Annotated in this window: 22 protein-coding genes and 1 riboswitch; of the genes, 8 read left to right on the top strand and 14 right to left on the bottom strand. The window is 44.5% G+C overall.

The features are described 5' to 3' along the window. Positions 1-215 precede the first annotated feature (215 nt). Positions 216-977: a CPBP family intramembrane glutamic endopeptidase gene (locus ACN6KS_RS02135; RefSeq protein ID WP_280787168.1), complete on the top strand. Its 762-nt coding sequence runs from the start codon at positions 216-218 to the stop codon at positions 975-977. A 108-nt stretch (positions 978-1085) separates the two neighbouring features. Here the strand turns inward: ACN6KS_RS02135 and ACN6KS_RS02130 are convergent, their stop codons facing one another. The 7 genes from ACN6KS_RS02130 to ACN6KS_RS02100 form a co-directional block, all read right to left on the bottom strand. After that, positions 1086-1451, bottom strand: a complete 366-nt coding sequence (locus ACN6KS_RS02130) for an ArsR/SmtB family transcription factor (RefSeq protein WP_094869696.1) — start codon at positions 1449-1451, stop codon at positions 1086-1088. Between the two features lie 109 nt (positions 1452-1560). Beyond that, on the bottom strand, positions 1561-2295 hold the full coding sequence (locus ACN6KS_RS02125; protein ID WP_094877909.1) for an ABC transporter permease: 735 nt from the start codon (positions 2293-2295) through the stop codon (positions 1561-1563). Positions 2296-2297: 2 nt separating this feature from the next. Continuing rightward, positions 2298-3014, bottom strand: coding sequence for an ABC transporter permease (locus ACN6KS_RS02120; RefSeq protein WP_094869694.1), 717 nt, complete (start codon positions 3012-3014; stop codon positions 2298-2300). Next, positions 3011-3922, bottom strand: coding sequence for an ABC transporter ATP-binding protein (locus ACN6KS_RS02115; protein WP_094877907.1), 912 nt, complete (start codon positions 3920-3922; stop codon positions 3011-3013). The genes ACN6KS_RS02120 and ACN6KS_RS02115 overlap by 4 nt, the downstream gene beginning before the upstream one ends. 70 nt (positions 3923-3992) lie before the next feature. Further along, positions 3993-5417 (bottom strand): histidine kinase dimerization/phospho-acceptor domain-containing protein, encoded by a 1425-nt coding sequence (locus ACN6KS_RS02110; protein ID WP_440961228.1) that lies wholly within the window; start codon positions 5415-5417, stop codon positions 3993-3995. Further along, on the bottom strand, positions 5414-6088 hold the full coding sequence (locus ACN6KS_RS02105; protein ID WP_094877905.1) for a response regulator transcription factor: 675 nt from the start codon (positions 6086-6088) through the stop codon (positions 5414-5416). Before ACN6KS_RS02105 ends, ACN6KS_RS02110 begins: the two co-directional genes overlap by 4 nt. A gap of 149 nt (positions 6089-6237) precedes the next feature. Then, positions 6238-6657, bottom strand: a complete 420-nt coding sequence (locus ACN6KS_RS02100) for a pyridoxamine 5'-phosphate oxidase family protein (RefSeq protein ID WP_440961227.1) — start codon at positions 6655-6657, stop codon at positions 6238-6240. A 161-nt stretch (positions 6658-6818) separates the two neighbouring features. Between ACN6KS_RS02100 and ACN6KS_RS02095 the strand changes: the two genes are divergently transcribed. The 6 genes from ACN6KS_RS02095 to ACN6KS_RS02070 all read left to right on the top strand — a co-directional run bounded on the left by ACN6KS_RS02095 (position 6819) and on the right by ACN6KS_RS02070 (position 13243). Then, positions 6819-8033, top strand: coding sequence for an MFS transporter (locus ACN6KS_RS02095; RefSeq protein WP_440961226.1), 1215 nt, complete (start codon positions 6819-6821; stop codon positions 8031-8033). An 80-nt stretch (positions 8034-8113) separates the two neighbouring features. After that, the gene (locus ACN6KS_RS02090; protein WP_440961225.1) at positions 8114-9568 is read left to right on the top strand and encodes a hypothetical protein; all 1455 of its coding nucleotides are present in this window, start codon (positions 8114-8116) and stop codon (positions 9566-9568) included. 154 nt (positions 9569-9722) lie between these two features. Further along, positions 9723-9833, top strand: a riboswitch (TPP riboswitch). Between the two features lie 159 nt (positions 9834-9992). Then, entirely contained in the window at positions 9993-11042 is a 1050-nt protein-coding gene (locus tag ACN6KS_RS02085; RefSeq protein ID WP_440961224.1) for an ABC transporter substrate-binding protein, read from the top strand. Between the two features lie 290 nt (positions 11043-11332). Further along, entirely contained in the window at positions 11333-11626 is a 294-nt protein-coding gene (locus ACN6KS_RS02080; protein ID WP_036682688.1) for a thiamine-binding protein, read from the top strand. Then, on the top strand, positions 11623-12384 hold the full coding sequence (locus ACN6KS_RS02075) for an ABC transporter permease (RefSeq protein ID WP_076300092.1): 762 nt from the start codon (positions 11623-11625) through the stop codon (positions 12382-12384). Before ACN6KS_RS02080 ends, ACN6KS_RS02075 begins: the two co-directional genes overlap by 4 nt. A gap of 16 nt (positions 12385-12400) precedes the next feature. Further along, entirely contained in the window at positions 12401-13243 is an 843-nt protein-coding gene (locus tag ACN6KS_RS02070; protein WP_440961223.1) for an ABC transporter ATP-binding protein, read from the top strand. 114 nt (positions 13244-13357) lie between these two features. On the opposite strand, the gene ACN6KS_RS02065 is transcribed toward ACN6KS_RS02070, so the two are convergent. The 7 genes from ACN6KS_RS02065 to ACN6KS_RS02035 all read right to left on the bottom strand — a co-directional run bounded on the left by ACN6KS_RS02065 (position 13358) and on the right by ACN6KS_RS02035 (position 20933). Further along, the gene (locus tag ACN6KS_RS02065) at positions 13358-14908 is read right to left on the bottom strand and encodes a flavocytochrome c (RefSeq protein ID WP_094869686.1); all 1551 of its coding nucleotides are present in this window, start codon (positions 14906-14908) and stop codon (positions 13358-13360) included. Between the two features lie 218 nt (positions 14909-15126). Beyond that, positions 15127-15516 carry a RidA family protein gene (locus ACN6KS_RS02060; RefSeq protein WP_440961222.1) on the bottom strand — a complete coding sequence of 130 codons (390 nt, stop codon included), beginning with the start codon at positions 15514-15516 and terminating at the stop codon, positions 15127-15129. A gap of 23 nt (positions 15517-15539) precedes the next feature. Beyond that, positions 15540-17018, bottom strand: coding sequence for a Na+/H+ antiporter NhaC (gene nhaC, locus ACN6KS_RS02055; protein WP_440961221.1), 1479 nt, complete (start codon positions 17016-17018; stop codon positions 15540-15542). 84 nt (positions 17019-17102) lie between these two features. After that, positions 17103-18275 (bottom strand): MalY/PatB family protein, encoded by a 1173-nt coding sequence (locus tag ACN6KS_RS02050; protein WP_094877898.1) that lies wholly within the window; start codon positions 18273-18275, stop codon positions 17103-17105. 36 nt (positions 18276-18311) lie between these two features. Then, entirely contained in the window at positions 18312-18986 is a 675-nt protein-coding gene (locus tag ACN6KS_RS02045) for a helix-turn-helix transcriptional regulator (protein ID WP_094869683.1), read from the bottom strand. A gap of 238 nt (positions 18987-19224) precedes the next feature. Further along, complete coding sequence (locus tag ACN6KS_RS02040; protein WP_440961220.1) at positions 19225-19974, bottom strand: WecB/TagA/CpsF family glycosyltransferase; 750 nt, start codon at positions 19972-19974, stop codon at positions 19225-19227. A 77-nt stretch (positions 19975-20051) separates the two neighbouring features. Beyond that, the gene (locus ACN6KS_RS02035) at positions 20052-20933 is read right to left on the bottom strand and encodes a nucleotidyltransferase domain-containing protein (RefSeq protein WP_440961219.1); all 882 of its coding nucleotides are present in this window, start codon (positions 20931-20933) and stop codon (positions 20052-20054) included. Between the two features lie 185 nt (positions 20934-21118). On the opposite strand from ACN6KS_RS02035, the gene ACN6KS_RS02030 reads away from it, so the two are divergent. Beyond that, a complete protein-coding gene (locus ACN6KS_RS02030) occupies positions 21119-22162 on the top strand; it encodes a YncE family protein (protein ID WP_440961218.1) in 1044 nt (347 codons plus the stop codon). The last annotated feature ends 4 nt before the right edge of the window (positions 22163-22166 follow it).

The raw sequence follows: 22166 nt of genomic DNA, 5'->3' as shown, positions 1-22166 counted from the left end.
ATAAAAACCATATATGAGCACTTGTTCATATGTTTTCTTATTGCTATTATATTCCCTTTATTTTTGAAGGTCAATACGGGATATACACCATTTTTCTCCGCTCCCATAAAAATTAAATAAATTGACCTTTTCGTGAAAATATGGTAAATCATGTATGATTGCATCCGAGATGGATTGGCAACTAAATTACACAGAAGGAAGGATGAATATATACCATGTCAAAGCTAGCCAAGACGTCTTCTTTTTCACAGAAACACCCTGTTTGGACCGTTGTTATTATTGAGGTGCTGTTACTTTTAGCGGTATCTGCCGCCGGAACTTACGCTACAATCAAAGAGCTTTCGTATACCGCCCCTGTACTGATCTCCTTTATTCCAATCGCACTTGTACTGATCATCTACTTCACGGTTAAGAACAAATGGAGTGATCTTGGCTTCCGTCCTCTGAATACCATTTCCTCTGGGAGGTGGATCTATTATGCACCTCTAGCTGTCGTCCTGATCACCATATCCTTTAAAGGTTTTCGTGAGATCAGTACGTCTGAGGTGTTGTTCTTTATCTTCTTCACCCTGCTTGTAGCCTTTGTAGAAGAAAGTATTTACCGCGGATTGATTTTCAAGACTTTACTCACTAAGGGCGCTAAAACGGCTGTGATTACTTCAAGCATACTCTTCTCTATTACCCACTTACTTAATGCTTTATCCGGTACAGACATGACGCAAATCCTCCTACAGCTCGTATATTCTGTTCTGATCGGTTTTGTGCTTTCTTTGTTGATGCTGAAAAATAATAATATTCTACCGCTGATATTGTTTCATTTTGTACATAATCTGATTCAGTTTGTTGGTAACGATAATACAAGCGAATATATGGGGATCGATCTATTCATTCTTCTCGTACTCGCTGTGCATTGTCTCTGGCTGGCTCTATCCTTTAGAAAACCAACCGTATCGAGCAACCTAAATCAATCTAGTTAACAAACTAAACCCTTGCTTCACGATATCTATAAGAAAAGGGAATCCCGTCAGCCATTACATGGCTTTTGAGATTCCCTTTTTTGATGTAAAAAAATACTTAATACCCAGCTATTCGTGACGGACATGCTCATGGGTCTGCAGAAAAATCTGCTCTACATGCGCATCGTTGAGCGAATAGAATACCGTCTTTCCTTCTTTACGACGCTTCACAATTCGTAAATTCCGTAAATAACGGAGCTGATGGGATATCGCAGATTGTCCCATATCAAGGATCACGGACAAATCGTGTACACATAATTCTTGCTGGGACAAAGCGTAAATGAGCCTCACTCGTGTGGGATCACCCAACGCTTTGAACATCTCTGCCATTTTATCCGTTATTTCTCGGTCAGGCAAAATCAATGCAATGGATTCCGGTTCAAGCTCCGAACCCTTGCATGTGTTATCGCAATCTTCTAATGCCGTTGGCTCCATGCTATCGCCTCCTCCACCAGCTAGTCAGCTTTGCTGATTGTGTTCCTCAATTATATGAAAACCAGCTCTGGATGTCCATCGAGAAGGCGTTTATAAGAATCGCTGTAAATCAGACCGCTTTACGATAAAAGGAGAGTAGTCCTGCCGCAAAAAATACAATAAAACTACCGCCCACTACTATCATCAGCGTTTCGAACGGTAAATTAAAAGCACCAAACGTGTCATCACCATACGGCATCATAGCCAACATCGGCTGTACCCAAGGATAATAGGGGCCAAAGGTTGAAGAATTGGCGATCAGCATATTAGGAATGGTCAGACTCACATTAAGCGCCAGCGGTGCGCCAAAACTGCTCCAGCCTTGAGAGATTGCCAGCTGCAGTGCAGCGAGTGGCAGACAGGCAATAAAGCCGCCAAATACCGAGCTTAGTAGCAGCGACCAGGGAATTGATCCTGGAACATCTCGGAATAAGCCCATCCCTAGTACCATCACCAGAAACGTTAGTTGAACCGCAGCCAGCAATCCGATAATCATCACATATTTTGAGAGGTACACTGATAACCGAGTCACAGGCAGAGACAGCAGCATCTTCCAGCCCCCGTCATGATGCTCATAACGACAGATCAGCGCTGCAAAAATACCCGAGAGCACAGGTAGAAACAGCAAGGCATGCATCATGGACATCACATTTAACAGCAGTTCCCAACTCATCTTCTCCCCTTGATTATCTGCCAATGCCCCGGGAAGTAATGCTAAAATCGGGCTGCCTATAACTAAAATCCAGACATATGATTTAGACATTTTTAATCGTTCTGCCGACAACACTCTCCAAAATGTATTCATCGTTAATCCACATCCTTTCGTGCGAAGTGCAGTGCACCCGGCAAAAGAATCAGCAGCCCCAGCAGCAACCCTGCACCGCTAAATAAGAGACGATGCGAAGATTCCCAAGCCATATATGGCCATGTTAAAGGGACCCACTCCGAAAGTAACATGGAGAAGATAGACACCAGAGATAAGGTTATTCCAAGAGCAACTGGCAATGTCTGATTACGGTTAGCCAGAGAAAGCCACAGTTGCAAAGCGATAACCGGCAACGCTGCAATAAAGGACATAAAGCCAATTCGTAATACATCCAAATATGGTATCAGTTCGACCTTGAAGCCTAAAACAAGCCCTAAACCAACTGTACCCACCGAGAGCAGCAAACAAGAAACCGCCACTAGCGCCAAACATAAGACCAGCTTAGCCATAAATACTGAAGTACGTGAGATAGGTAGCGCCAAGAGCTGCTTCCACGAGCTCATCTGATGTTCTACATTTGCAATCAACGAGCATACTAAGGTCCCTCCGAGAAAAAGAGCAATGGGCACAAAGGCAGCCACATTGTTCAGAAGCCCACCCCATAGATCCGCGCCATACTGCTCACGAAGATAGTCATAACGAAGGCCGAAGTTTAGGCCTTGCATGGCTACAAGTCCAAGCGGTCCAAGAAACACTAGAAACCAGAGTCCCTTGCCACGGATTTTGAGCCAATCCGCCGACAGTGCCCGCCACATCATGATTCCTCTCCTCCTACAACCTGCAGGAAGAAGTCCTCAAGTGATTGTCTCCGCTCCTCTACACGATAAATAGCATGCCCGTTCTCTACCAAGGCTTTGACTAGCAAGGCAACTCTTGCATCGATCATCCGGGAGAAGACTAGCTTTTGGTCTTGAAGTATCCCTGTGTATCCCCGTTCTTCAGCAAGGCGCAGCGCGGCCTCCGGGTCCGAGACTGCTAACCGCATTTCTCCCCCGGCTTGCCGCTGCAGATTCGTTATACTATCTTGGTATACCATTTGCCCTTGACGAATGATCCCTACGGTATCCGCCATTTGCTCAATTTCACTAAGCAAGTGACTGGATACTACGACAGTAATCCCTTGCTCCTGCGGCAATCGTTTAATCAGTCCGCGAATCTCCTGAATCCCTGACGGGTCAAGTCCGTTCGTCGGCTCATCCAGAATAAGCAGCTCCGGTTCCCCGAGCAAGGCAGCAGCAATACCTAGTCTCTGCTTCATCCCGAGAGAGAACCCTTTCACTGGACGTTTCTCTTCCCCTGTTAAGGAAACAATATCAAGCACCTCAGCAATCCGTGACTTCGGAGCACCAAGAATACGGCGGATGGCTTCAAGATTATCCACAGCGCTTAAGTGCCCGTAATAGGATGGAGATTCGACAAGCGACCCTACCTTCCGCAAAATTTGCAGCTTATGCTTGCGAAGATCCTGGCCGAACACCTCAATCCCTCCTGATGTCGGAGTGATCAGTCCAAGCAGCATACGAATCGTCGTTGTTTTTCCAGCCCCGTTTGGGCCTAGAAAACCATAGATTTCTCCCTTGCGGATATTCAAATTTAAATTTTCTACCGCAGCCCGGCCACGGTATTTTTTTAATAAATCCTTCGTTTCAATCACTGTTTCTTTCATGTTCCTCACCTCGGTAATTAGCATAACGTCCCAAGGTTAAGAACAAGGCGGCACGAAGTTTAAGTTTTGTTTAAATTTCATCCCGTGGATTGAAGATTACAATAGAGGTACCATCTCCTGTACTCTCCATATCCCACTCTAACTCCATATGCTTCATTAACAGATCCACGATGGACAGCCCTAATCCTGCCCCTTTGTAATCGGATGGACTCTGGATACCTCTGCCGTGATCCGTAATCAAAATAACACGTTTCCCATTACGGGACTCCATAGAAATCCCTACATAAAGACCACTGCTGGCATGACGTACAATATTCTGAAATAGATTATCAAGAATACGGCGGAACCAGACCTCATCCACCATCCAGAACAGCGGTTCAGCCTCCAGGTCAATATCGATCTCGAAGGTCTCTTTTTCCCATACGGGGTACCAAGCAGCAGCACTTTCCCGCAACAAGCGCAAGACATCTTTACGCTCCCGCTTCAAAGTGATCCGTCCGCTGTTGAGAAGATTATAGGATAAAAGATTCTCAATCAAGACGCTAAGATCTGCTATACGCTTATCCATTAACTCTAAGGACTGTTGTCCTTGCGGGGTTAAGCTCTCTTTAGTCATTACATGGATGTGACTGCGAATAACCGTTAGTGGTGTACGTAAATCATGAGATAAGTTGGATACTAGACGCTTACGCAGCTCTTCCTCTTCGATTTCCCTCTTTCGGCTTTCGTCAAGCTTCGCCACCATCGTGTTAAAAGCTTCCTCCAGTCTTCCAATCTCATCCAGCTTGCCCGTCATAATAGACTTAGGCATTCTATCCGGTCCCGTAATTGTCATCGCGGTTTGCAGCTGTAGTAGCCGTTTGCGTATTTTTCTAAAGAACAGCAAAGAAACCAGTGCGAACCCTCCAAAAAGTACAAAGAGCACAAAGTAATACAAAGCCCAAGCCCCGACTCCCCCATAAGCGCCTTTGTTGAGCAGCTTGTTTGGAATTTGCATTACCATAAACCCTTTACCCGCATCCACTCGATCTCCCATGAAGGCGACGATGGCTAAAGGATCACGCTTTGTACTTTCTTTCATAAAATAAATAGCCTCAGCCGCAGTCCACTGCTCCGGAACTCCGCTGCCATGATCCGGATTGCCTTTATCAGGTGTGAGAATCAATCGGGTCATTCCCTGCCCATCTACCCAAAACATAGTAGCCTCAGTGTATTTCCGGCTCAGTTCATCTAACCGCTTATTTATGCCTTCCGAAGAAGCATCTTCCAATTGAAGCGCCTCTTTATGCCACATGGCCTCCAGCGCTGCAACACTCGAATACAAAGAGGTATCTACAGGTGGAGCCCCTTTAGTCACTTCATTAACCATATTGTAGAGAACAAAAGATAACGGCAGAACCACAGGGATAAAAAGCAGTGCAGAAACGATAATAAGCAAATATCCCGACAGCAAAGAGGAGTTGCGCTGCTTACGAATGCGCCCTAACCCACTCATGCTCTTACCCGATATCCAATCCCCCGGACAGTTTCTATAATTTCCGGATTGCCCGGATCAAGTTCTAACTTTTCGCGCAAATATCGTATATGTACCATCAAAGTTTTATCCCCTTCGAGATAGGCTTCTCCCCAGACGGCTTCATAAATCTGCTCCTTCGTCATAATCTGGCCGAGATGACGCAGCAAATAAGAAAAAATCTGAAATTGCTTACCCGTAAGCATGACTTCTTCCTGAGTCTGAGCATTTATTACCCGGTTATCTCCTTCATATACGATTAGGTGCTTAAGCGTGAGCGAATCCTGAACAGATGCCCCATTCCGCCTGAGCAGCACTTCAATTCTGGCTGCCAATTCATCCGGATGAAAAGGCTTCGTCAAATAATCATCCGCGAATTCAAGCCCCTGCAGTTTATCATCAATGGAAGTCCGTGCGGAGAGCATCAAGATCGGAAGTTTAGGGTACGCCCGCTTCAATCGTTGTCCGACAGTAAAGCCATCCAGACCCGGAAGCATTACATCCAGAATGGCCAATTGACAAGGCGAAGCTTCCTCCGTCGCTCCCTCCCCGCTCCGCAGCCAACGCACACTATAACCACGCTCACTTAAATCCGCAGACACGACGCTGCCGATTTCATGATCATCTTCAATATATAACAGAGTAACGGTCATGTATTTTAAGTCCTCCCCTGAGAAATTACGTAAAAAGTTGAAGTCATTATAACATGTTTTAACAGGACACTCAGGGACTTATCTTTTAAAAAAAGCCCTCCTAAACCCGTGGGGGATAGGAAGGCTCTCGGAAACGATTTTAAATTGGTTTAGGGAGTCCACACGCCGTGCTCTTTATTACTGCCAACATACTCAATACGCGTTGGAGTAAGTTCAAGAATCACATAATTAGGATCATCGGGTCCTGTAAACCATGGCTCCAGCTCTTTGTTCCATACCTTTGTGCGCAGCCCTTCATCCTTAGAAACGGCAGCGGTGGCTTCAATCTCCAGCACATCTTTGCTTCCGCCTGACTCATATCCAAGCAGCAAAAAGGCGTTCGGATTATTCGATAATTCCTCCACCTTATGAGTTTTGCGATTCGTAGCTAAATAAATCTTCAAACCCTCATGGAAAATAGCCATATAACGTACTTTCGGCTTATTTCCTTCTTCGATCGTACTAAAGGAACCGAACTTGTTGGCATCCAATGCTTTAATAATGAGTTGCTCCAGTTGTTTGTTATCCATTACGTAAATCTCTCCCTTCAAGCATGTAAACAAAAGTTTATATATCCAAGCTCACCGTTTGGATTTATCATAACAATGGTGCTTATTATAATGTACCCTTCAGGTTCACATTGAATCCGACCTTACTCCATAAACTACATTCAATATAAGGGGCTTACTTCGTGAAAAAACTGATTTGGATCGGCTGTCTTTCCTACTTTGTCATTGGACTTGCTCATGTCGTACTGGGATCTATTCTTCCCGTTCTGTTACAGCATTATGACCAAAATTATAGTGCCGGCGGGCAATTAATCTTTAGTCAATTCGCTGGTTTTCTGGCTGGTGTGCTTGTCTCTCCCCTACTCAATCGCCGTTTTGGCAAACGAGGAGGCATCATTATCGCCACCGCTCTTCTCCTGACTGCTGAAATTGCATATGCTTTTCTGCCACCTTGGGGATGGATGTATGTCATTGCTGTTGCGGCTGGCTTTGGTTTCGGTATGATCGAAGCCGTCATCGGCACCATCATTATCGGAGCTGTGACAGAAGGAACCGCGATCGCGATGAGCCGACTTGAAGTCCTTTTTGGGGTAGGGGCACTCCTAATGCCTCTTATCGCCAGTCCGCTCATTGCTACCGGAGCATGGAGATTGACATTTCTAATTGTCGCTTGCTTCTCATTACTTTCCCTCATTCTCTGGGGAAGAGGCCATTTCGGGAATCTGCAACGTATACTAGACGAGCGAGCACCTCGCAAAGTCTCAGCATCCCCGCATTCCTCGCAGTCCAGCACACAGCTTCCGTATAAAGGGAAACAATGGATTCTGCTGGGTATCTTCATTCTTTTCTTCTTTCTCTATGTAGGTACGGAGATGAGTCTGGTCAACTTTATGCCCGCCATCTTTATCGCCAAGCTAGGAATGACAGAATCTGCGGCGGCGCTGACAGTCACTTTCTTTTGGCTAGCTATGTCTACGGGAAGATTGTTTGCTGGAGTGATTGCAGAGAAAATTTCTTACCGTGTATACATTTTATGTAGCTGTTTACTGACCTTGTTACTGTTGGCTCTTTTTCCGTTCACAGAAAATCGATTAGCTGCATTCATCGTAATTATGCTACTTGGGCTATTTATGTCCGGTATTTTCTCCATAGCTTTAGTCTTCTCCAGCAAGATGCTGCCAGGAGCCGAAGAATCAACACCCAGCATAATGATCGCTGCTGGAGGTGTCGGTGGAGCTCTGCTGCCCCTATTTATGGGCTGGTCTATGGACCATTTAAAAGTAGCACAAACTGCTGGGGTACTTGCCGGCTTTGCCGCCTTCCTATTCTTGCTGAGCATTGCCGCATGGAGATTCCAATCCAGGCAAGCAGTACAAAGAAAGAGTTCCAGTATTTAGAATGTTAGAATGGTATCAACCTAATCTTTTAAGGGTAATGTCATCTATAAGCATATTCTGAGCACAAGGATGGACGATGAATGGATAAGCTTTCAACTGAACCTTTATTACATACTGCGCTTATGCAGTTTATTTTTCCCTTTTCAATAAAAAAGGGTGATTCTAAGAAGCTCATCCAACAATTGCAGGATGATGGCTTCACACGTTTTTTTCTGGATAATAAAGAGCTAGAAAATGCCTATTACGGAGAAGGCTACTGTGTTTCCCATGAACGGCTGGAGCGTACCTATTTACCGTTTGCTGCACACATTCTTTTTCCACGCAAGAAGGATGTGGACTCTTTCCGCCGCTTTTCCAGAGTCAATGATCTGGACTGTATCCTAGAGATTCCTCAGCAGTCTATATTTTTTAAAATTCTCTCGACGGATATATTCATATGTCCTTTTCAGCTTGGATTTGTGACCATGCGTGTCCAGCTTGAGGGGGATTCGATTCCCTTTAGTATTGCACTGGAATTCGCGGACCGCTTCCGGACGCTTGAGAATACCTTCGTACAGGATGATTATACCTATATCCATTGCGGGGAACAGACCTATGAGATGGTAGAGGATTTTGTCTTCCGAAATCTGGTAGATGGCTTGGAGCCTTTTCTGGATCACTCGGATATCAATGGGGCTTATTTCGAGACCCTTCCCTTTTTCGTAGATGAAAGAATGCAGGTGCAAGCCTTTTACGGCTTTCAGAATGAAGGAGATTCTGATGAGATTAGTGTAAATATCCGCTATCGCGCCTCTCAGCTTGATGGAATTGATCTGAACGGCAAGCCCTATGCCAGTGCCAGCGACCCAGCGTATATTGCGAATTATTGTCATGAGCATTCCTATAATCGATGGGGCCCAGACACGTATTATATGATGAATGAGCAGACCTTTTGCTGCCTTACCCGAGCTGAACCAAAGATCGCCATTAGCCTGGCCGACCAGATGTACGGGCAATACTATTACGGATTTCTACTCAATATTTTCCACAAAATCGTTCTGCTAAAGCTGGCAAATATGCATTCCCGACTACGCATAAACCACGATTATGATGAGATCGATAATTTAATCTACTCGATTAATAAATTCTCGGCAAAGTTTTATTTCTTAGAGCTAATCTCACAGTCGCAAGGACGGGAGATTTTTCTTCAGCTGCGTAAAGTATACGGGAACGACGCTCTATTCGAGGAAGTAAAAGAAACATTGACTGACCTGTTTCAGTATCAAGATAAATTCCAGTCGAAGCGCCGGGATAATCTGCTGATGATCCTCACTGTATTTACGGTGGTAAGTGGGATTTATGGCATGAATCAAGTCATTGACGATCTGGATGGAAAGATTCAGTGGAGTAAAATGGTTAGCTATTCCCCCTTTGAGTTTCTTGCTCTCTTCGTGATAATGAGCGGGATAATGATCAGTGTTGTCCTTACACTAGGTGCTCTGGTTACTGAGCTTAAGCGGCGTCATCGCAAGAAACATAAAGATCTGGATGAATGAAAACGGACTAAGAGATTTGAAAAATTTAGGATCATGCTACTAGACATTCCGAGAACAGCCGTCTATAATACAGCGTATGCAAGAAATATAAGCTATAAAGTATAGGTGCAAAACCTAAACTTTCTTATATTTCAAGTGGAAATACCCGTTAACTTCATAGAACCAGGGGTGCTGGAATTGGCCGGCTGAGATTGTATCCCACAAGATACTGACCCTTATACCTGATCTGGATAATGCCAGCGTAGGAATTGCCAATTGGTTTTGGTCCCTGTGACCTTTACTAACCTTGCGCCAAGCCAGCGTCCCGATCACTCGGGCGCTTTTTTTGTGTAGATCACAAAAGATGTAGAAGAAATGTACATACTACACTTTATGGTTCATGTTGGATGACGGGATCTGGCAACCTTAAAGGAGAGAAGAAGACATGCATGTCAAAAAAGCACTCATGCTTAGCCTCATCTGTATGCTCATTCTTGCGATTGCCGGATGCGGCAGCAACAACGGGAATACAGCTGGAAACAAAGGGACTGCTGCGGAATCGAATGCAGCGACCGGATCAAATGCTCCAAAAGAGCTTACCAAAGTTAAGGTTGCACTGGACTGGACACCGAATACGAATCATACCGGTCTTTACGTAGCCAAGGATCTTGGTTATTACGCGGAAGAAGGTCTGGATGTAGAAATCGTTCAACCTGGCGCAGCAGGCTCCGATACCATGGTTACTTCTGGGGAAGCTGCTTTTGGGATCAGCGCTCAGGAAGGATTGACTCTAGCTCGTCTACAAGGCGTTCCCCTTGTCTCGATTGCAGCCATTATTCAACATAATACGTCGGGATTCGCCGCTCCAGTGGATCGCAATATTAAATCGCCAAAAGATTTTGAGGGTAAAACTTACGGAGGCTGGGGATCTCCCGCCGAGGAAGCAGCCATGAAGGCGATCATGGACCCTGTTGGTGGCGATGTGAAAAAGGTGAAGCTAATCAGTATTGGTGAAGCTGACTATTTTACCGCAGTCAAACGTGACATTGATTTCGCTTGGATCTTCTACGCTTGGACCGGTATTGAAGCCGAACTGCGTGGAGAGCCTCTGGATATGCTGTACTTGAAGGATTATGCGCCTCAGCTCGATTATTACACCCCTGTGCTGACCACGAGCGAGAAGCAGATTTCTGAGAATCCAGATTTGGTGAAGGCTTTCCTGAAAGCCACATCGAAGGGTTATCAATATGCGATTGATCATCCAGAAGAGGCTGCCGCTACATTATCCAAAGCTGTGCCTGACCTTGATGCCGAGCTTGTCCTAGCCAGCCAAAAATGGCTTAGCCCGAAATATAAAGACGACGCCCCCCGCTGGGGAGAGCAAAAAACCGAGGTCTGGCAGAATTACGGCGACTGGATGTATGATTTGAAGCTGCTGGACAAACCGCTGGATGCAGCTAGTGCATTCACGAATGATTTTTTACCGGCGGAGTAGACCGGACTTCCCAAGTTCGTTCAAGATTCAATCCGCTTCCTGTATCACTTCGTTATCAAAGTTGGCTTTTTGAACTTACCACTTCAATGAGAGCTCAAAAAGTCGGCTTTCAGAACCAAGAAGGTTGAACGTTACTTGAGGAAGGAGGAACGGAGCGTAGTGATGTGCTACGTGAGTACCGGACTTCCCAAGTTCGTTCAAGATTCGATGTCGAATCCGCTTCCTGAATTACTTCGTTATCAAAGTTGGCTTTTTGAACTTACCTATACAAATTGAGAGGATTGATTATTGTGGCTAACACATTGCTCAGCATTCAAGTAATTCCTAAGACTCCAAACAATGAGGATTCCATCCCATACGTAGATAAAGCGATTGAAGTTATTCAAAAATCCGGTGTTAAACATCAGGTGAATCCACTGGAAACTACTATGGAAGGTGAACTGAGCGAGCTCCTGGAGGTTGTACGTCAAATGCAGGAGGCGCTGATCGAAGCTGGTAGTCCAAGCGTGATCTCACAAATCAAAATCGCTCATAATCCTAACGGAATCAGCATGGATAAATTGACGGAGAAATATCGGCCGTGAGATCGACCTGGAAGCTAATATGGCCGCCCCTTGTGGCGGTCGTCTTCTTTTTAACCGTATGGCAGTTATCTGTTTCTCTATTCCATATCGAATCCTGGATTCTGCCGAGTCCTGCTGATATTGCCCGCGAATCCACCAGTAATGCTTCTGGTCTCTGGGCTCATACGATGGCTACGCTCCGACTCACATTAATCGGTTTTCCTATTGGTACAGGTGTAGGCTTGATCGTCGCTCTACTTTTGCATCTTTTGCCTTGGGCTAGACGCGCTTTTTATCCACTGATTATTCTGAGCCAAAATGTTCCCTCTATCGCACTCGGACCACTGCTTATCATCTGGTTTGGCTTTGGTCTTTTGCCCAAAATCGTACTGATTACACTGGTATGCTTCTTCCCGGTAGCTGTCGCTGCAATGGGCGGCTTGTCTCAAAGTGATCAGGTCATGATGAATTATATGAAAATGGCGGGCGCAAGCAAGTGGCAAATCTTCACCAAGCTGGAGCTTCCGTCTTCTATACCGGCACTATTTTCCGGTGTGAAAATATCAGCTACCTATGCGGTTATGGGAGCCGTGGTCGCTGAATGGATTGGCGCGGATAAAGGGATTGGCTACTATATGCTCCTGCAAAAATCGGCTTACCGTACGGATCGGATGTTTGTCGCTATTGTTATTATTGTGCTCCTTAGTCTTGTACTTTTTGCGATTATCGCCTTGCTCGAAAAATGGTTAGTTCGCTGGAAACCGCGCCGTAACTCATAGAAAGGAAGATGCCTGTATGTCTCAAGCGACGCAAATAGAGCACAGAACATCAGAAATCATAAGCTCTCCTGAAGCTCATACTGCACCACCTGCTCTTGAAGTAAGCGGCATCTCCAAGTCCTTCACCCATCGCCGCCGCGAGACGAACGTGCTGAACAACGTCTCTCTTAAGGTAGAGCAGCAAGAGTTCGTTTCGATCGTCGGTCCTTCCGGCTGCGGAAAAAGCACCTTATTCCATATGATCGGCGGACTAGTGAAGCCTGATGCAGGAACGATCCGCATGAACGGCAAGGTCGTTACAGGTCAACGTGGTGAAATCAGTTATATGCCACAGCAGCCCGCGCTTTTCCCTTGGCGTACGATTGAGGATAATGTGCTGCTCGCCGGGGAAATCAAAGGCGCTCTGCAGGATGGAGCTCGTGAAGAAGCGCGCCAGTGGCTCTCCAAGGTTGGCTTGAGCGGGTTCGAACATGCTTATCCGCATATGCTGTCTGGTGGGATGCAGCAGCGTGCGGCTTTTCTCAGGGCATTGCTGGCTCCGCAGGAGTTGATGCTGCTCGATGAGCCTTTCAGCGCATTGGATGCCCTAACTCGCAGTGAAATGCAGCGTTGGCTGCTCGAACTGTGGGAGGAGAATCGCCGCTCTGTGCTGTTCATCACCCACAACATCGAAGAAGCGTTGCTGCTCTCGAATCGTATTTATATATTCTCGGGCCGCCCCGGCTCCATCCTACATACTGTTGACGTGCCATTTCCACGGCCACGCCGCGATGAGATTACGGATTCCCCGGAATTCCTTAAGCTCAAACGCCAGCTGTCACAGTGGATGCGCGAAGAACAGGCTAAGAGCGGGAAGTAGCTTTTTGAATAGAGGTCACTCCACTCACTTTAAACAAGAGATTAAACAAAGAACCGCCCGGGCTTCAATTAGCCCAAGCGGTTCTTTTGTTTTAATCAGAATAACAGTTAAATCTTATTGTGCTTGTACAAACTCAGCAGATTTAATCCCTGCTTGACGGCCGAAAATAATGATTTCTGCTACAGAGTTACCGCCGATCCGGTTTTGACCGTGCAATCCACCTGTAACTTCACCAGCCGCATACAGGCCAGGAATAGCAGCGCCGTCTTTATTTAATACCTCTGTATTCGTATTGATCTTCACGCCGCCCATGGTGTAGTGAATCCCTGGGGCGATCTTAATAGCGTAGTAAGGACCAACGGACAAATCGTTGTCCATTCCTGTTGTTCTGCCGAATTCAGCATCGTTCTTGTTCTTTACTGCGCTGTTCCAAGTATCAAGTGTCGCTTTTAGCTTATCGGCTGGAACACCGATTTCTTTCGCCAATGCTTCGATGGTATCCGCTTGGATTACGAAGCCCATTTTGTCATATTGTTCAATTGCTTTCACGCGTGATTTAACGCCGGAATCAAAGACAAGCGTTGCCGCTTTTTCAGGAAGTGCATTGATCGCTTCGGTAACTTTATCACGTGTAGTCAATTCGTTTACAAACCGTGTGCCTTCGCTGTTCACGAGGATAGATCCTTCACCGCGAACGGCTTCCCCGATCAGATAAGATTTATCTTGTTGAACTGTTGGGTGAACTTGAATTTGATCCATATCGACAGTAGTTCCGCCAAGTGCCTCGATCATCTTGATGCCGTCGCCTGTACTACCGATTTGGTTAGTCGTAACGTATCCTTCCAGATCAGGTCTAACTTTTGATATCATATCCATGTTGGATCCAAAACCACCTGTTGTTACAACAACTGCCTTCGCTGTAATGGTTTTTTCATCAGCTTGATTAAAGAGTACTTTGACGCCGTTAGCCTTACCGTCTTTTTGAGTAATTTCTTTAACATCCGCGTTCACAAACAGTGGAATTTCTTTTTCTTGTACGTTTCTAACCAATCCTTTGACAAGGTATTGGCCTACCGCAGATCCATCTTCTGGACGGTGGGTGCGTTTTTCGCTCATGCCGCCTGTGATTGTAATATTGTTCAGCTTGATTCCGATCGAATCTAACCAATCGATCGCACTTGCGGAATTGTCAACGAAGAAACGAAGCATCTCTTTATCATTCGTGTCATGACCGCCTTTTAGCGTCTCTTCATAAAACTTATCATTGCTATCTTCAATGCTTTGCTCTTTTTGAAATTTCGTTTGGGAAGCGTTCATCCCTGAGGAGGATTTACTTGTATTCCCACCTGCAACCGGCATTTTTTCTAAAATAACCGGATTCAAGCCCTTAGCCTTAGCTTCCAGTGCAGCAGACATTCCCGCACCACCAGCACCGACAATAACGATATCATAATTATCTTTTAATTGATCCAGTGGTGTGTAACTAGCTTCTGATGCACCTGATACGGCTTCAGCTTTATCATTTTTGGCCGTCTCATTTACCTTACTTTTGTTCTCATTGCCATTACTATTACCTGCGCTGTTGCTATTACTGTTACCGCAGCCTGCGATTACGAGCATGACAGAGAGAATGAGAATGAGAGCAGTACTTGTTGTCTTCTTCATCTTTATAACGCCCCTTTGTGAATGTTTTCACATTTATGATAACGCAAGGATGCTGTTTTGTGAAGGTTTTTTAGTAATTAGTTATACTTACTGTTACATTTTCATGAATATTTTCATTTAAATTTTCATAAAAATTCTTGCTTTCAATATTTCCGCAACTTACTACTCAAAAAAAGCCACCCTTTTCAGGGCGGCCATCTGCCTTATTTTCTAGTCACTTATGGTATATAAGCAATAACTTCAATTTCTACGAGCCCATCCTTAGGCAGACGTGCTACTTCAACTGCGCTGCGAGCAGGATATGGCTGAGCAAAAAACCTTCCATAAATCTCATTTACCTTAAGAAAATCATTCATATCCTTTAGGAAAACGGTCGTCTTTATTACCTGGTCCATGCTTGTACCCGCCGCTTCCAGTATGGCTTTGACATTCAGCAACGACTGTTCCGTCTGTTCCTCAACCGTAGCAGGAAAAGTCCCACTAACCGGGTCTAGTCCGAGTTGTCCTGAAGTATATAGGACGTTCCCAAGCTTTACAGCTTGAGAATAAGGTCCAATTGCACCTGGTGCATCCGTTGTTATTACAGTTTCTTTATGCATATTTTTCATTTTAAAAGACTCCTTTATCCAACTTATTCATTAGTTTTACCGTCATATTCCTTTAGCATTTCTGCCTGTTGCTCTGGCGTTAACTTCGCGATACCAAATCCCGTGAAGCCCCATATCGTCGCAAAGATTATTCCTGTCCAACAGAGAACAGCCCAAGGTAAATAGTCTAACGTTGCAACACCCAGCGTTCCCGCCATATAAGCACCTGCAGCTGTCCAAGGCAGAATAGGCTCGGTAATCGCCGCTGAATCCTCGATCGTACGTCCCAAATTCTTCGGATGCAAGCCCCGACGGATATATGCTTCACGCAGCATTTCACCTGGCATTAAGATGGATACCTGACCATTACTTGTAACCCCGATCATCGTAAGACCTGTAACAATGGTTGCTACGATCATTGAACCTGTGGAATGGACGAACTTCAAAAGCTTATTAACAATTAATTCCAAGGATTTCGTCAGAGATATGGTTCCAGCGAACGTGATTGCACAGAAGCAAATGAGAAGTGTACCCATCATAGAGTTCATTCCGCCACGATTTAAAAGACGGGGTACATCTTCAATAATGTTAGCAGAATCAAATCCAGCTACTTGAACCATAGAAATATTAAATCCATTAACAACAGAAGATACGACATCATTCAACGTAAATCCCTGAAATACAAGTGCGTTGGCCATAGCGAACATGGAAGAGATCAGCATGACTGGTATGGTCGGCTTCTTCGTAATAGAACCATACAAGATGATTAATACAGGCACTAATAGCAGCAGATTAAAGTCGTAAATGGTATCTAATGTTCCCATGATCGTTCCAACCTTTTCTGGAACAATAGCACCCGCAGCATCTGTGTTTAGGCCTGTGATAATAAAGACAACGCTTGCAACGATAAACGAAGGAAGTGTGGTATATAGTAAATGTCCAATATGCTCATAAAGATTGACACCTGTTGCTAACGCAGCAATATTCGTTGTGTCTGAAAGCGGTGACAATTTATCACCAAAATAAGCACCTGCAACAACCGCACCAGCTACTGCTGCTAGGTTCGCATCCATACCCGCGCCAACACCCATAAAGGCGACCCCGATCGTTCCCGCTGACCCCCAAGACGTGCCCGTACAAAGTGAAACGGCAGCTGTCGCAATAAATGCGGTGATAAGCAGAAATTGTGGATTAATGATTTTCAATCCATAATAAATCATCATTGGGATCGTTCCACCAACCATCCATGCCCCAATCATAAAACCAACCATGATCAGAATAAGAATGGCAGGCATCGTTTTCGCGATCTTGCCAGCGATAGATTCTAGTATGTCGTTATAGCTATAACCAAGAATAATCGCGATAATACCAGCAACAACCGCAGAGGTAATAATAAGTGGTTCAGGTGGTAATTCAAACAAGACATACCCTAAACTAAGTAGCACAACCATCGTAATAATAGGCAGTAGTGCTAAGAACATCGTCGGCTGTTTCTTGACTCTTGGTGTTTCTGATTTGGACATGGTTATTCTCCCCCTTGATATGGATCTGAGAAAAGCTACTAATGAGGTCTTTCAAGGTCATTGATCAATTGTTTTTTACTATTTTTACTTTTTTAATGGATAAGCTCGATTCAGCCGTTCAAAAGCTTCCTGCAACAAGGGCCGTGGCGTCGCAATATTTAAGCGGATAAAGCCTTCTCCTGATGTCCCAAAACCTGTCCCAAAGCTCACGCTAACCTTTGCATCCGACTCGATCCACTGCTTTAGCTCTGCTTCGTTGGTACTGATTGCCCTACAATCCACCCATAACAGATAGGTTCCTTCTGACTCGATCACGCGAAGTTCAGGCATAGATTCAGCTATATACGCTTTCACCCAAGCGATATTGGCTGTGATATATCCTCGTAATTCTTCCAGCCATTCATCGCATTCCGTATAAGCCACTTCTAATGCAGGTACTGCAAAAAAGGTGGGGTTATGACAGCCCGCTTGCTGTAAACAACGTCTGAATTTCTCCCGCAACTGATCATTCGGAATCACGATGTTAGCAATTTCAAGGCTTGCAAGATTGAAGGTCTTCCCTGGGGAAGTACAGATAAAGGATCGCTGCTCAGCCTCGGTCGATATCTTCCCGATTATCGTATGCCCATGACCTTCATGGATAAAATCGGCATGAATATCATCCGATACAATATAAGCATCATACTTTGTACACAAGCTAACGATTCGTTCTAGTTCAGCTCGTGTCCATACCCGTCCAACCGGATTATGCGGTGAGATGAGCAGTACAATTTTAACCCCTGCTTGCATCCGTAACTCCATATCAGCAAAATCGATCTCATAACGCCCGTTCACTTCACGAAGTGGACTTTCCACTAATACGCGGTTATTTAGCTCTACTGATTTAGCAACCGGCTGATAGGCTGGCGTATGGATTAACACTTGATCACCGGGTTGAGTGAAGTTCTGAATGATCAGAGAAACCGCTTGCACAATACGAGGGCAAAACACGATCCATTCTTGCGGAACCTCCCAATCGTAAGCTTTTTTAATCCATCCCTGAACTGCCTCATAATAAGGTGGAAAAGGATCGGTATATCCATATATGCCATGCTTCGCCATCTCCGTTACTCGCTCTATCACCTGTGGAGGGGCTTGAAGATCCATATCCGCAACGGAAAGCGCTATCATTTCTCTGCCCAAAACTTGCGCCATACCATCCCATTTCGCGCAATTGGTCCCATATCGGCTAACAACCTTATCAAAATCTATTGTCATCTAGCCCACTTCCTCTCTTAAGAGTACTGTTTATTCTCACTTAATTTTTTGCAAATAACGATAAACGGTTGGCTCAGATATCATCAAGGACTTAGCGACTTGAGAAACTCCACCTTTAAGTAGAAACACACCCTGCTCGTTAAGTACTTTCACAAGTTCAATCTTCTCCTGCGAGGACAATCGCTCTGCCGGGACATTAATTTTACCGAGCACCGAATCAATCATGTGCTGAAGCAGATCATCTACGTTTCCTTGTAAATACTCTTCCGTCTGCTTCTCTACAACCTCTTGTTGTGGTATTAACGGTACTGGTGGAAGTGTTGATCCTCCTTGCAAAATGTTTTGTATCCACTCAGCTGCAACCTCCATATGAGTGACATCAATGTTAATACACATCATACCGACCAATTCGCTGCTGTTTTTAATATAATAAGTAGCGGAGCGAAATACCTGACCTTGCGAACCACGTGCTTTATAGTTAGCAATAAACGGTTGCTCACGGTAGGACTCATCCTTCAACAGCTTAAGCACTAGATCGGTTGAACTATCGCCTACTTTACGCCCACTAATGTATCCGTTCTCAATAAATATAATTGAACGCTCTGGATTGCTTATATCATGAATAACAACCTCACATTTCGAACCTATAATTGAAGCAATAAAAGAAGCGATTGGAAAATAGGACTCTAGACAGCTGCGATCTTCTATCATGTGAGCATTTCACTCCTTTCGTATTGCGTCTAATTTATTTTGATAATAATTTATTATCTTGATAATATTTTATTACAACATTCTTAAAAAAGCAATCAAGAATATATTGGAATTTCATCAGTCGATATTCTCCCTTAAATACTTAGGGCATATTTCCTGTAAGCGACCACAAAAAAAGTCCTTCACTACTTCTACAAATTGCAGAAATCGTGAAAGACTATCTATTTACTGCTATACCTCATTTCCTTATCATTGCTCGATACACGAATTTAGGAAGAACTGCTTGTCTGCGCCAGCGCGACTTTTGTCCTTTGGCTACAGGGGCGAATAACAGCCGATGCAACCACTCCAAATTGAGTTTCTTCCATATCGCAGGGGCTGGAGTCACTTTTCCCGCTATAACATCCAAGCTTCCCCCGACACCAAAAACAACCTTAACCTGAGAAAGCGCCTGTTTATGCTTATAAACCCACTTGTCAGAGTATGGAGCCCCCATCGCGACAATCAGGAAATCTGGCTGTGCGTGCTGAATCTCTGCCACAATGGCCGGTTCCTCTTCTTTAGTAATAAAACCATTATGTCTTCCGGCAATTTTCACATTCGGATATAGCTCTGTAATCTTTTCAACCGCTTTACAGCTGGTATGCTCATCCGTGCCTAAGAAATAAAAGCTCCAGCCCAGCTTATTCCCTTGTGCGAGCAGTTCAAGAAGTAGTTCATACCCCGTAACTCGTTCAGCTATTGGGTCACCTTTTCTTCTCGATGCCAGCACAATGCCAATCCCATCAGGAGTAATCAGATCTGCCTCATGGAGTATGGTTCGAAGCAGCTCGTCCGATTGACTTGTTATCGTAATTTCCGGGTTCGCCGTAATCAAATGAAATAGCTTCGGTTCTCCGGCTTGAATATGTTTTGTTAGATGAAGTGTTGTCTCGTTTAGTGTTAGTTTTGAAAAAGGAACGCCTAATATAGAGACTGTCCCAGCCATTTAATCACCTCTTACTGAAAAGTTCATTCCAGTATACCTTACCGTAATCCATAAGGATAGTCGCATCATTACCCCGTTTACTCCTTCATAAACTTCCACCACTCTATTAACCAAGGTTCATCGATCCCCCGCAGGCGGAATTCCTCCAAAAGTATCTTTCGAAATTGTTTTTCCATTTTGACAAAATTATTGTCCTCCTGGTACATGGGAGCAAAGGATTCATCCTCCCTAAGATAACTCCAAAAATCGCCTGCACACTCCAAAATCTTTCGACCTACGACCGTTTGCTGCGCTACGGGAACAAGCCATTTGTCATAGGGATACGGATAACCTTCAATAGTGATTGCACAGCGTAAAGCCTCTTTATAAAGGGAAACCGCTAAGAACAAGATGGGAAAGGCGTCGCCACGAACTACAGGATGATCTAGACTTCTGGCATAGCTTCTTAGCTGTATGTATGAATTCTTACGAAATTTCATTAGCACTTCAGGTTGGAGTGGAACATAGGAATGAAAAAGTGAGTTCAGCTCCAGCAGATCGTAGTAAATATAGGATACGGATGCATTCCACAGCCATTTCATATCCCCGTTCATTAAAGCTTCTTTGATATCAGATATTTTATGGAGTGTATAATGCCCTGTCTTCCCACACGGAAGCCTTAAATCCATAAAAAAACTACTATGCTCCGGAATCAGGCCTGCTTCCTCGAACCGATGATTAATACGGTTGTAAGACTCATCCTCACAAATAATGATTATATCTACATCCGACTGCCCATCTACCACCCCGAGTGCGGTCGATCCATCAAGGATAATGCTTACCCTCTGACGAACTTCTTGCAATAACGGATGATTTAGGATCTCTTGCGTAATGTATTTTCCAATCTCCTCTAGTAATTCGCTATGAAGTTGTAACTTATCAGGTGTTAGTAAAATATCCGACAACACTGATTTCATCATCTTATCCTCCAACCTCCAGTGCATCTCATTTCCCTTTAAAATATAGCGCTTACACACTATTTCAAATGTATATAGGAAAATTATTCTACACCCAGGAGTTACATCTTGCAACGATATATGTAGTACCCTTTTGCCCTTGCCCAAATATAATGAATCATCTAGTCATTTGAAGAGGGGGTTATATCATGGCGTTACCCACCATCATAACCACAGTTCCTACATCCGTACCTGTCGGAGATATTGAGGTAAATCCCATCACCAATCGGGTATACTTCGTAAATCCTAACACTACAGCCGGAACTGTTGGTGTATTAAGCACCCTGACCAATCGGATCATTGCAACCATACAAGTAGGCAGATTTCCGCTCAAGCTAGCCATCAATCCAAGAACAAACCGTGTGTACGTCACCAACTTCCGCGATGGGACGGTATCTGTAATTAGCGGACGGACAAACCGTGTAATCAAGACCCTCCAAGTAGGCAGAAACCCTGATAGTGTTAACGTTAATGTTCGTACGAACCTGATTTATGTGTCGAGTGCCTCTGGCATCGTAACTGTGATCGATGGCAGATCGAACTGTATTCGAACCACTATCCACATCGGCGGCCGTCCTTCCGCTATCGTCATCAATAAACGTACCAATCGCATTTATGTAACGAATACGATAAACAACTCCGTATCTGTCATCAACGGCAGTACACAAACCGTGATAGCAACTATAAAGGTTGGCAAGAACCCCATTACCATACCAGCATTAAATCCGATTACCAACCGTATTTATGTAGCGAATAATTTAAGCCGCTTTCTTTCCGTGATCAATGGCCGAACCAACAAGCTCCTCAAGAATGTACAGCTTGGAAGGTTACAAGGTGAGGTCATCCTTAATCCGCTTACGAACCGTGTTTACGTGTCTAGCGCTCAACAGGTTAAACAAGGGAAGCTTTTTGTGCTTAATGGAAATACCAATAAGGTGATCACAACTAGAGTGTTATCCTCCTCCTCCAGCACATTCATCAACCCGATTACAAATCACTTATTTGTCAGTAATTTCAATAAGAACAGAATGTCTGTTTATAACGCCAGCACGTTTAAAAGAATTGCGGTATTCCCCTCCGTAACAGGCGTAAATATTGTCCTGAATCCACTAACAAATAGGTTATATGTCGCGAACGATAATTCCATCACAGTCATTCAGGATGGTCCAAGATTAACCCATCATTATAAATAATCTA

The organism is Paenibacillus nitricinens (genome assembly GCF_052056485.1).
Lineage (GTDB): Bacteria > Bacillota > Bacilli > Paenibacillales > Paenibacillaceae > Paenibacillus_AQ > Paenibacillus_AQ nitricinens.
The sequence above is the reverse complement of the archived record's forward strand: the minus strand, read 5'-3'. Positions and strand labels throughout refer to the sequence as shown.

Coding starts and splice junctions, on each gene's coding strand:
- ACN6KS_RS02125 (WP_094877909.1), bottom strand. CDS start 2,295: ATGAATACATTTTGGAGAGTGTTGTCGGCAGAACGATTAAAAATGTCT.
- nhaC (WP_440961221.1), bottom strand. CDS start 17,018: ATGTCCAAATCAGAAACACCAAGAGTCAAGAAACAGCCGACGATGTTC.
- ACN6KS_RS02045 (WP_094869683.1), bottom strand. CDS start 18,986: ATGATAGAAGATCGCAGCTGTCTAGAGTCCTATTTTCCAATCGCTTCT.
- ACN6KS_RS02115 (WP_094877907.1), bottom strand. CDS start 3,922: ATGAAAGAAACAGTGATTGAAACGAAGGATTTATTAAAAAAATACCGT.
- ACN6KS_RS02135 (WP_280787168.1), top strand. CDS start 216: ATGTCAAAGCTAGCCAAGACGTCTTCTTTTTCACAGAAACACCCTGTT.
- ACN6KS_RS02120 (WP_094869694.1), bottom strand. CDS start 3,014: ATGATGTGGCGGGCACTGTCGGCGGATTGGCTCAAAATCCGTGGCAAG.
- ACN6KS_RS02090 (WP_440961225.1), top strand. CDS start 8,114: ATGGATAAGCTTTCAACTGAACCTTTATTACATACTGCGCTTATGCAG.
- ACN6KS_RS02040 (WP_440961220.1), bottom strand. CDS start 19,974: ATGGCTGGGACAGTCTCTATATTAGGCGTTCCTTTTTCAAAACTAACA.
- ACN6KS_RS02070 (WP_440961223.1), top strand. CDS start 12,401: ATGTCTCAAGCGACGCAAATAGAGCACAGAACATCAGAAATCATAAGC.
- ACN6KS_RS02060 (WP_440961222.1), bottom strand. CDS start 15,516: ATGAAAAATATGCATAAAGAAACTGTAATAACAACGGATGCACCAGGT.
- ACN6KS_RS02110 (WP_440961228.1), bottom strand. CDS start 5,417: ATGAGTGGGTTAGGGCGCATTCGTAAGCAGCGCAACTCCTCTTTGCTG.
- ACN6KS_RS02035 (WP_440961219.1), bottom strand. CDS start 20,933: ATGATGAAATCAGTGTTGTCGGATATTTTACTAACACCTGATAAGTTA.
- ACN6KS_RS02030 (WP_440961218.1), top strand. CDS start 21,119: ATGGCGTTACCCACCATCATAACCACAGTTCCTACATCCGTACCTGTC.
- ACN6KS_RS02105 (WP_094877905.1), bottom strand. CDS start 6,088: ATGACCGTTACTCTGTTATATATTGAAGATGATCATGAAATCGGCAGC.
- ACN6KS_RS02130 (WP_094869696.1), bottom strand. CDS start 1,451: ATGGAGCCAACGGCATTAGAAGATTGCGATAACACATGCAAGGGTTCG.
- ACN6KS_RS02100 (WP_440961227.1), bottom strand. CDS start 6,657: ATGGATAACAAACAACTGGAGCAACTCATTATTAAAGCATTGGATGCC.
- ACN6KS_RS02065 (WP_094869686.1), bottom strand. CDS start 14,908: ATGAAGAAGACAACAAGTACTGCTCTCATTCTCATTCTCTCTGTCATG.
- ACN6KS_RS02050 (WP_094877898.1), bottom strand. CDS start 18,275: ATGACAATAGATTTTGATAAGGTTGTTAGCCGATATGGGACCAATTGC.
- ACN6KS_RS02085 (WP_440961224.1), top strand. CDS start 9,993: ATGCATGTCAAAAAAGCACTCATGCTTAGCCTCATCTGTATGCTCATT.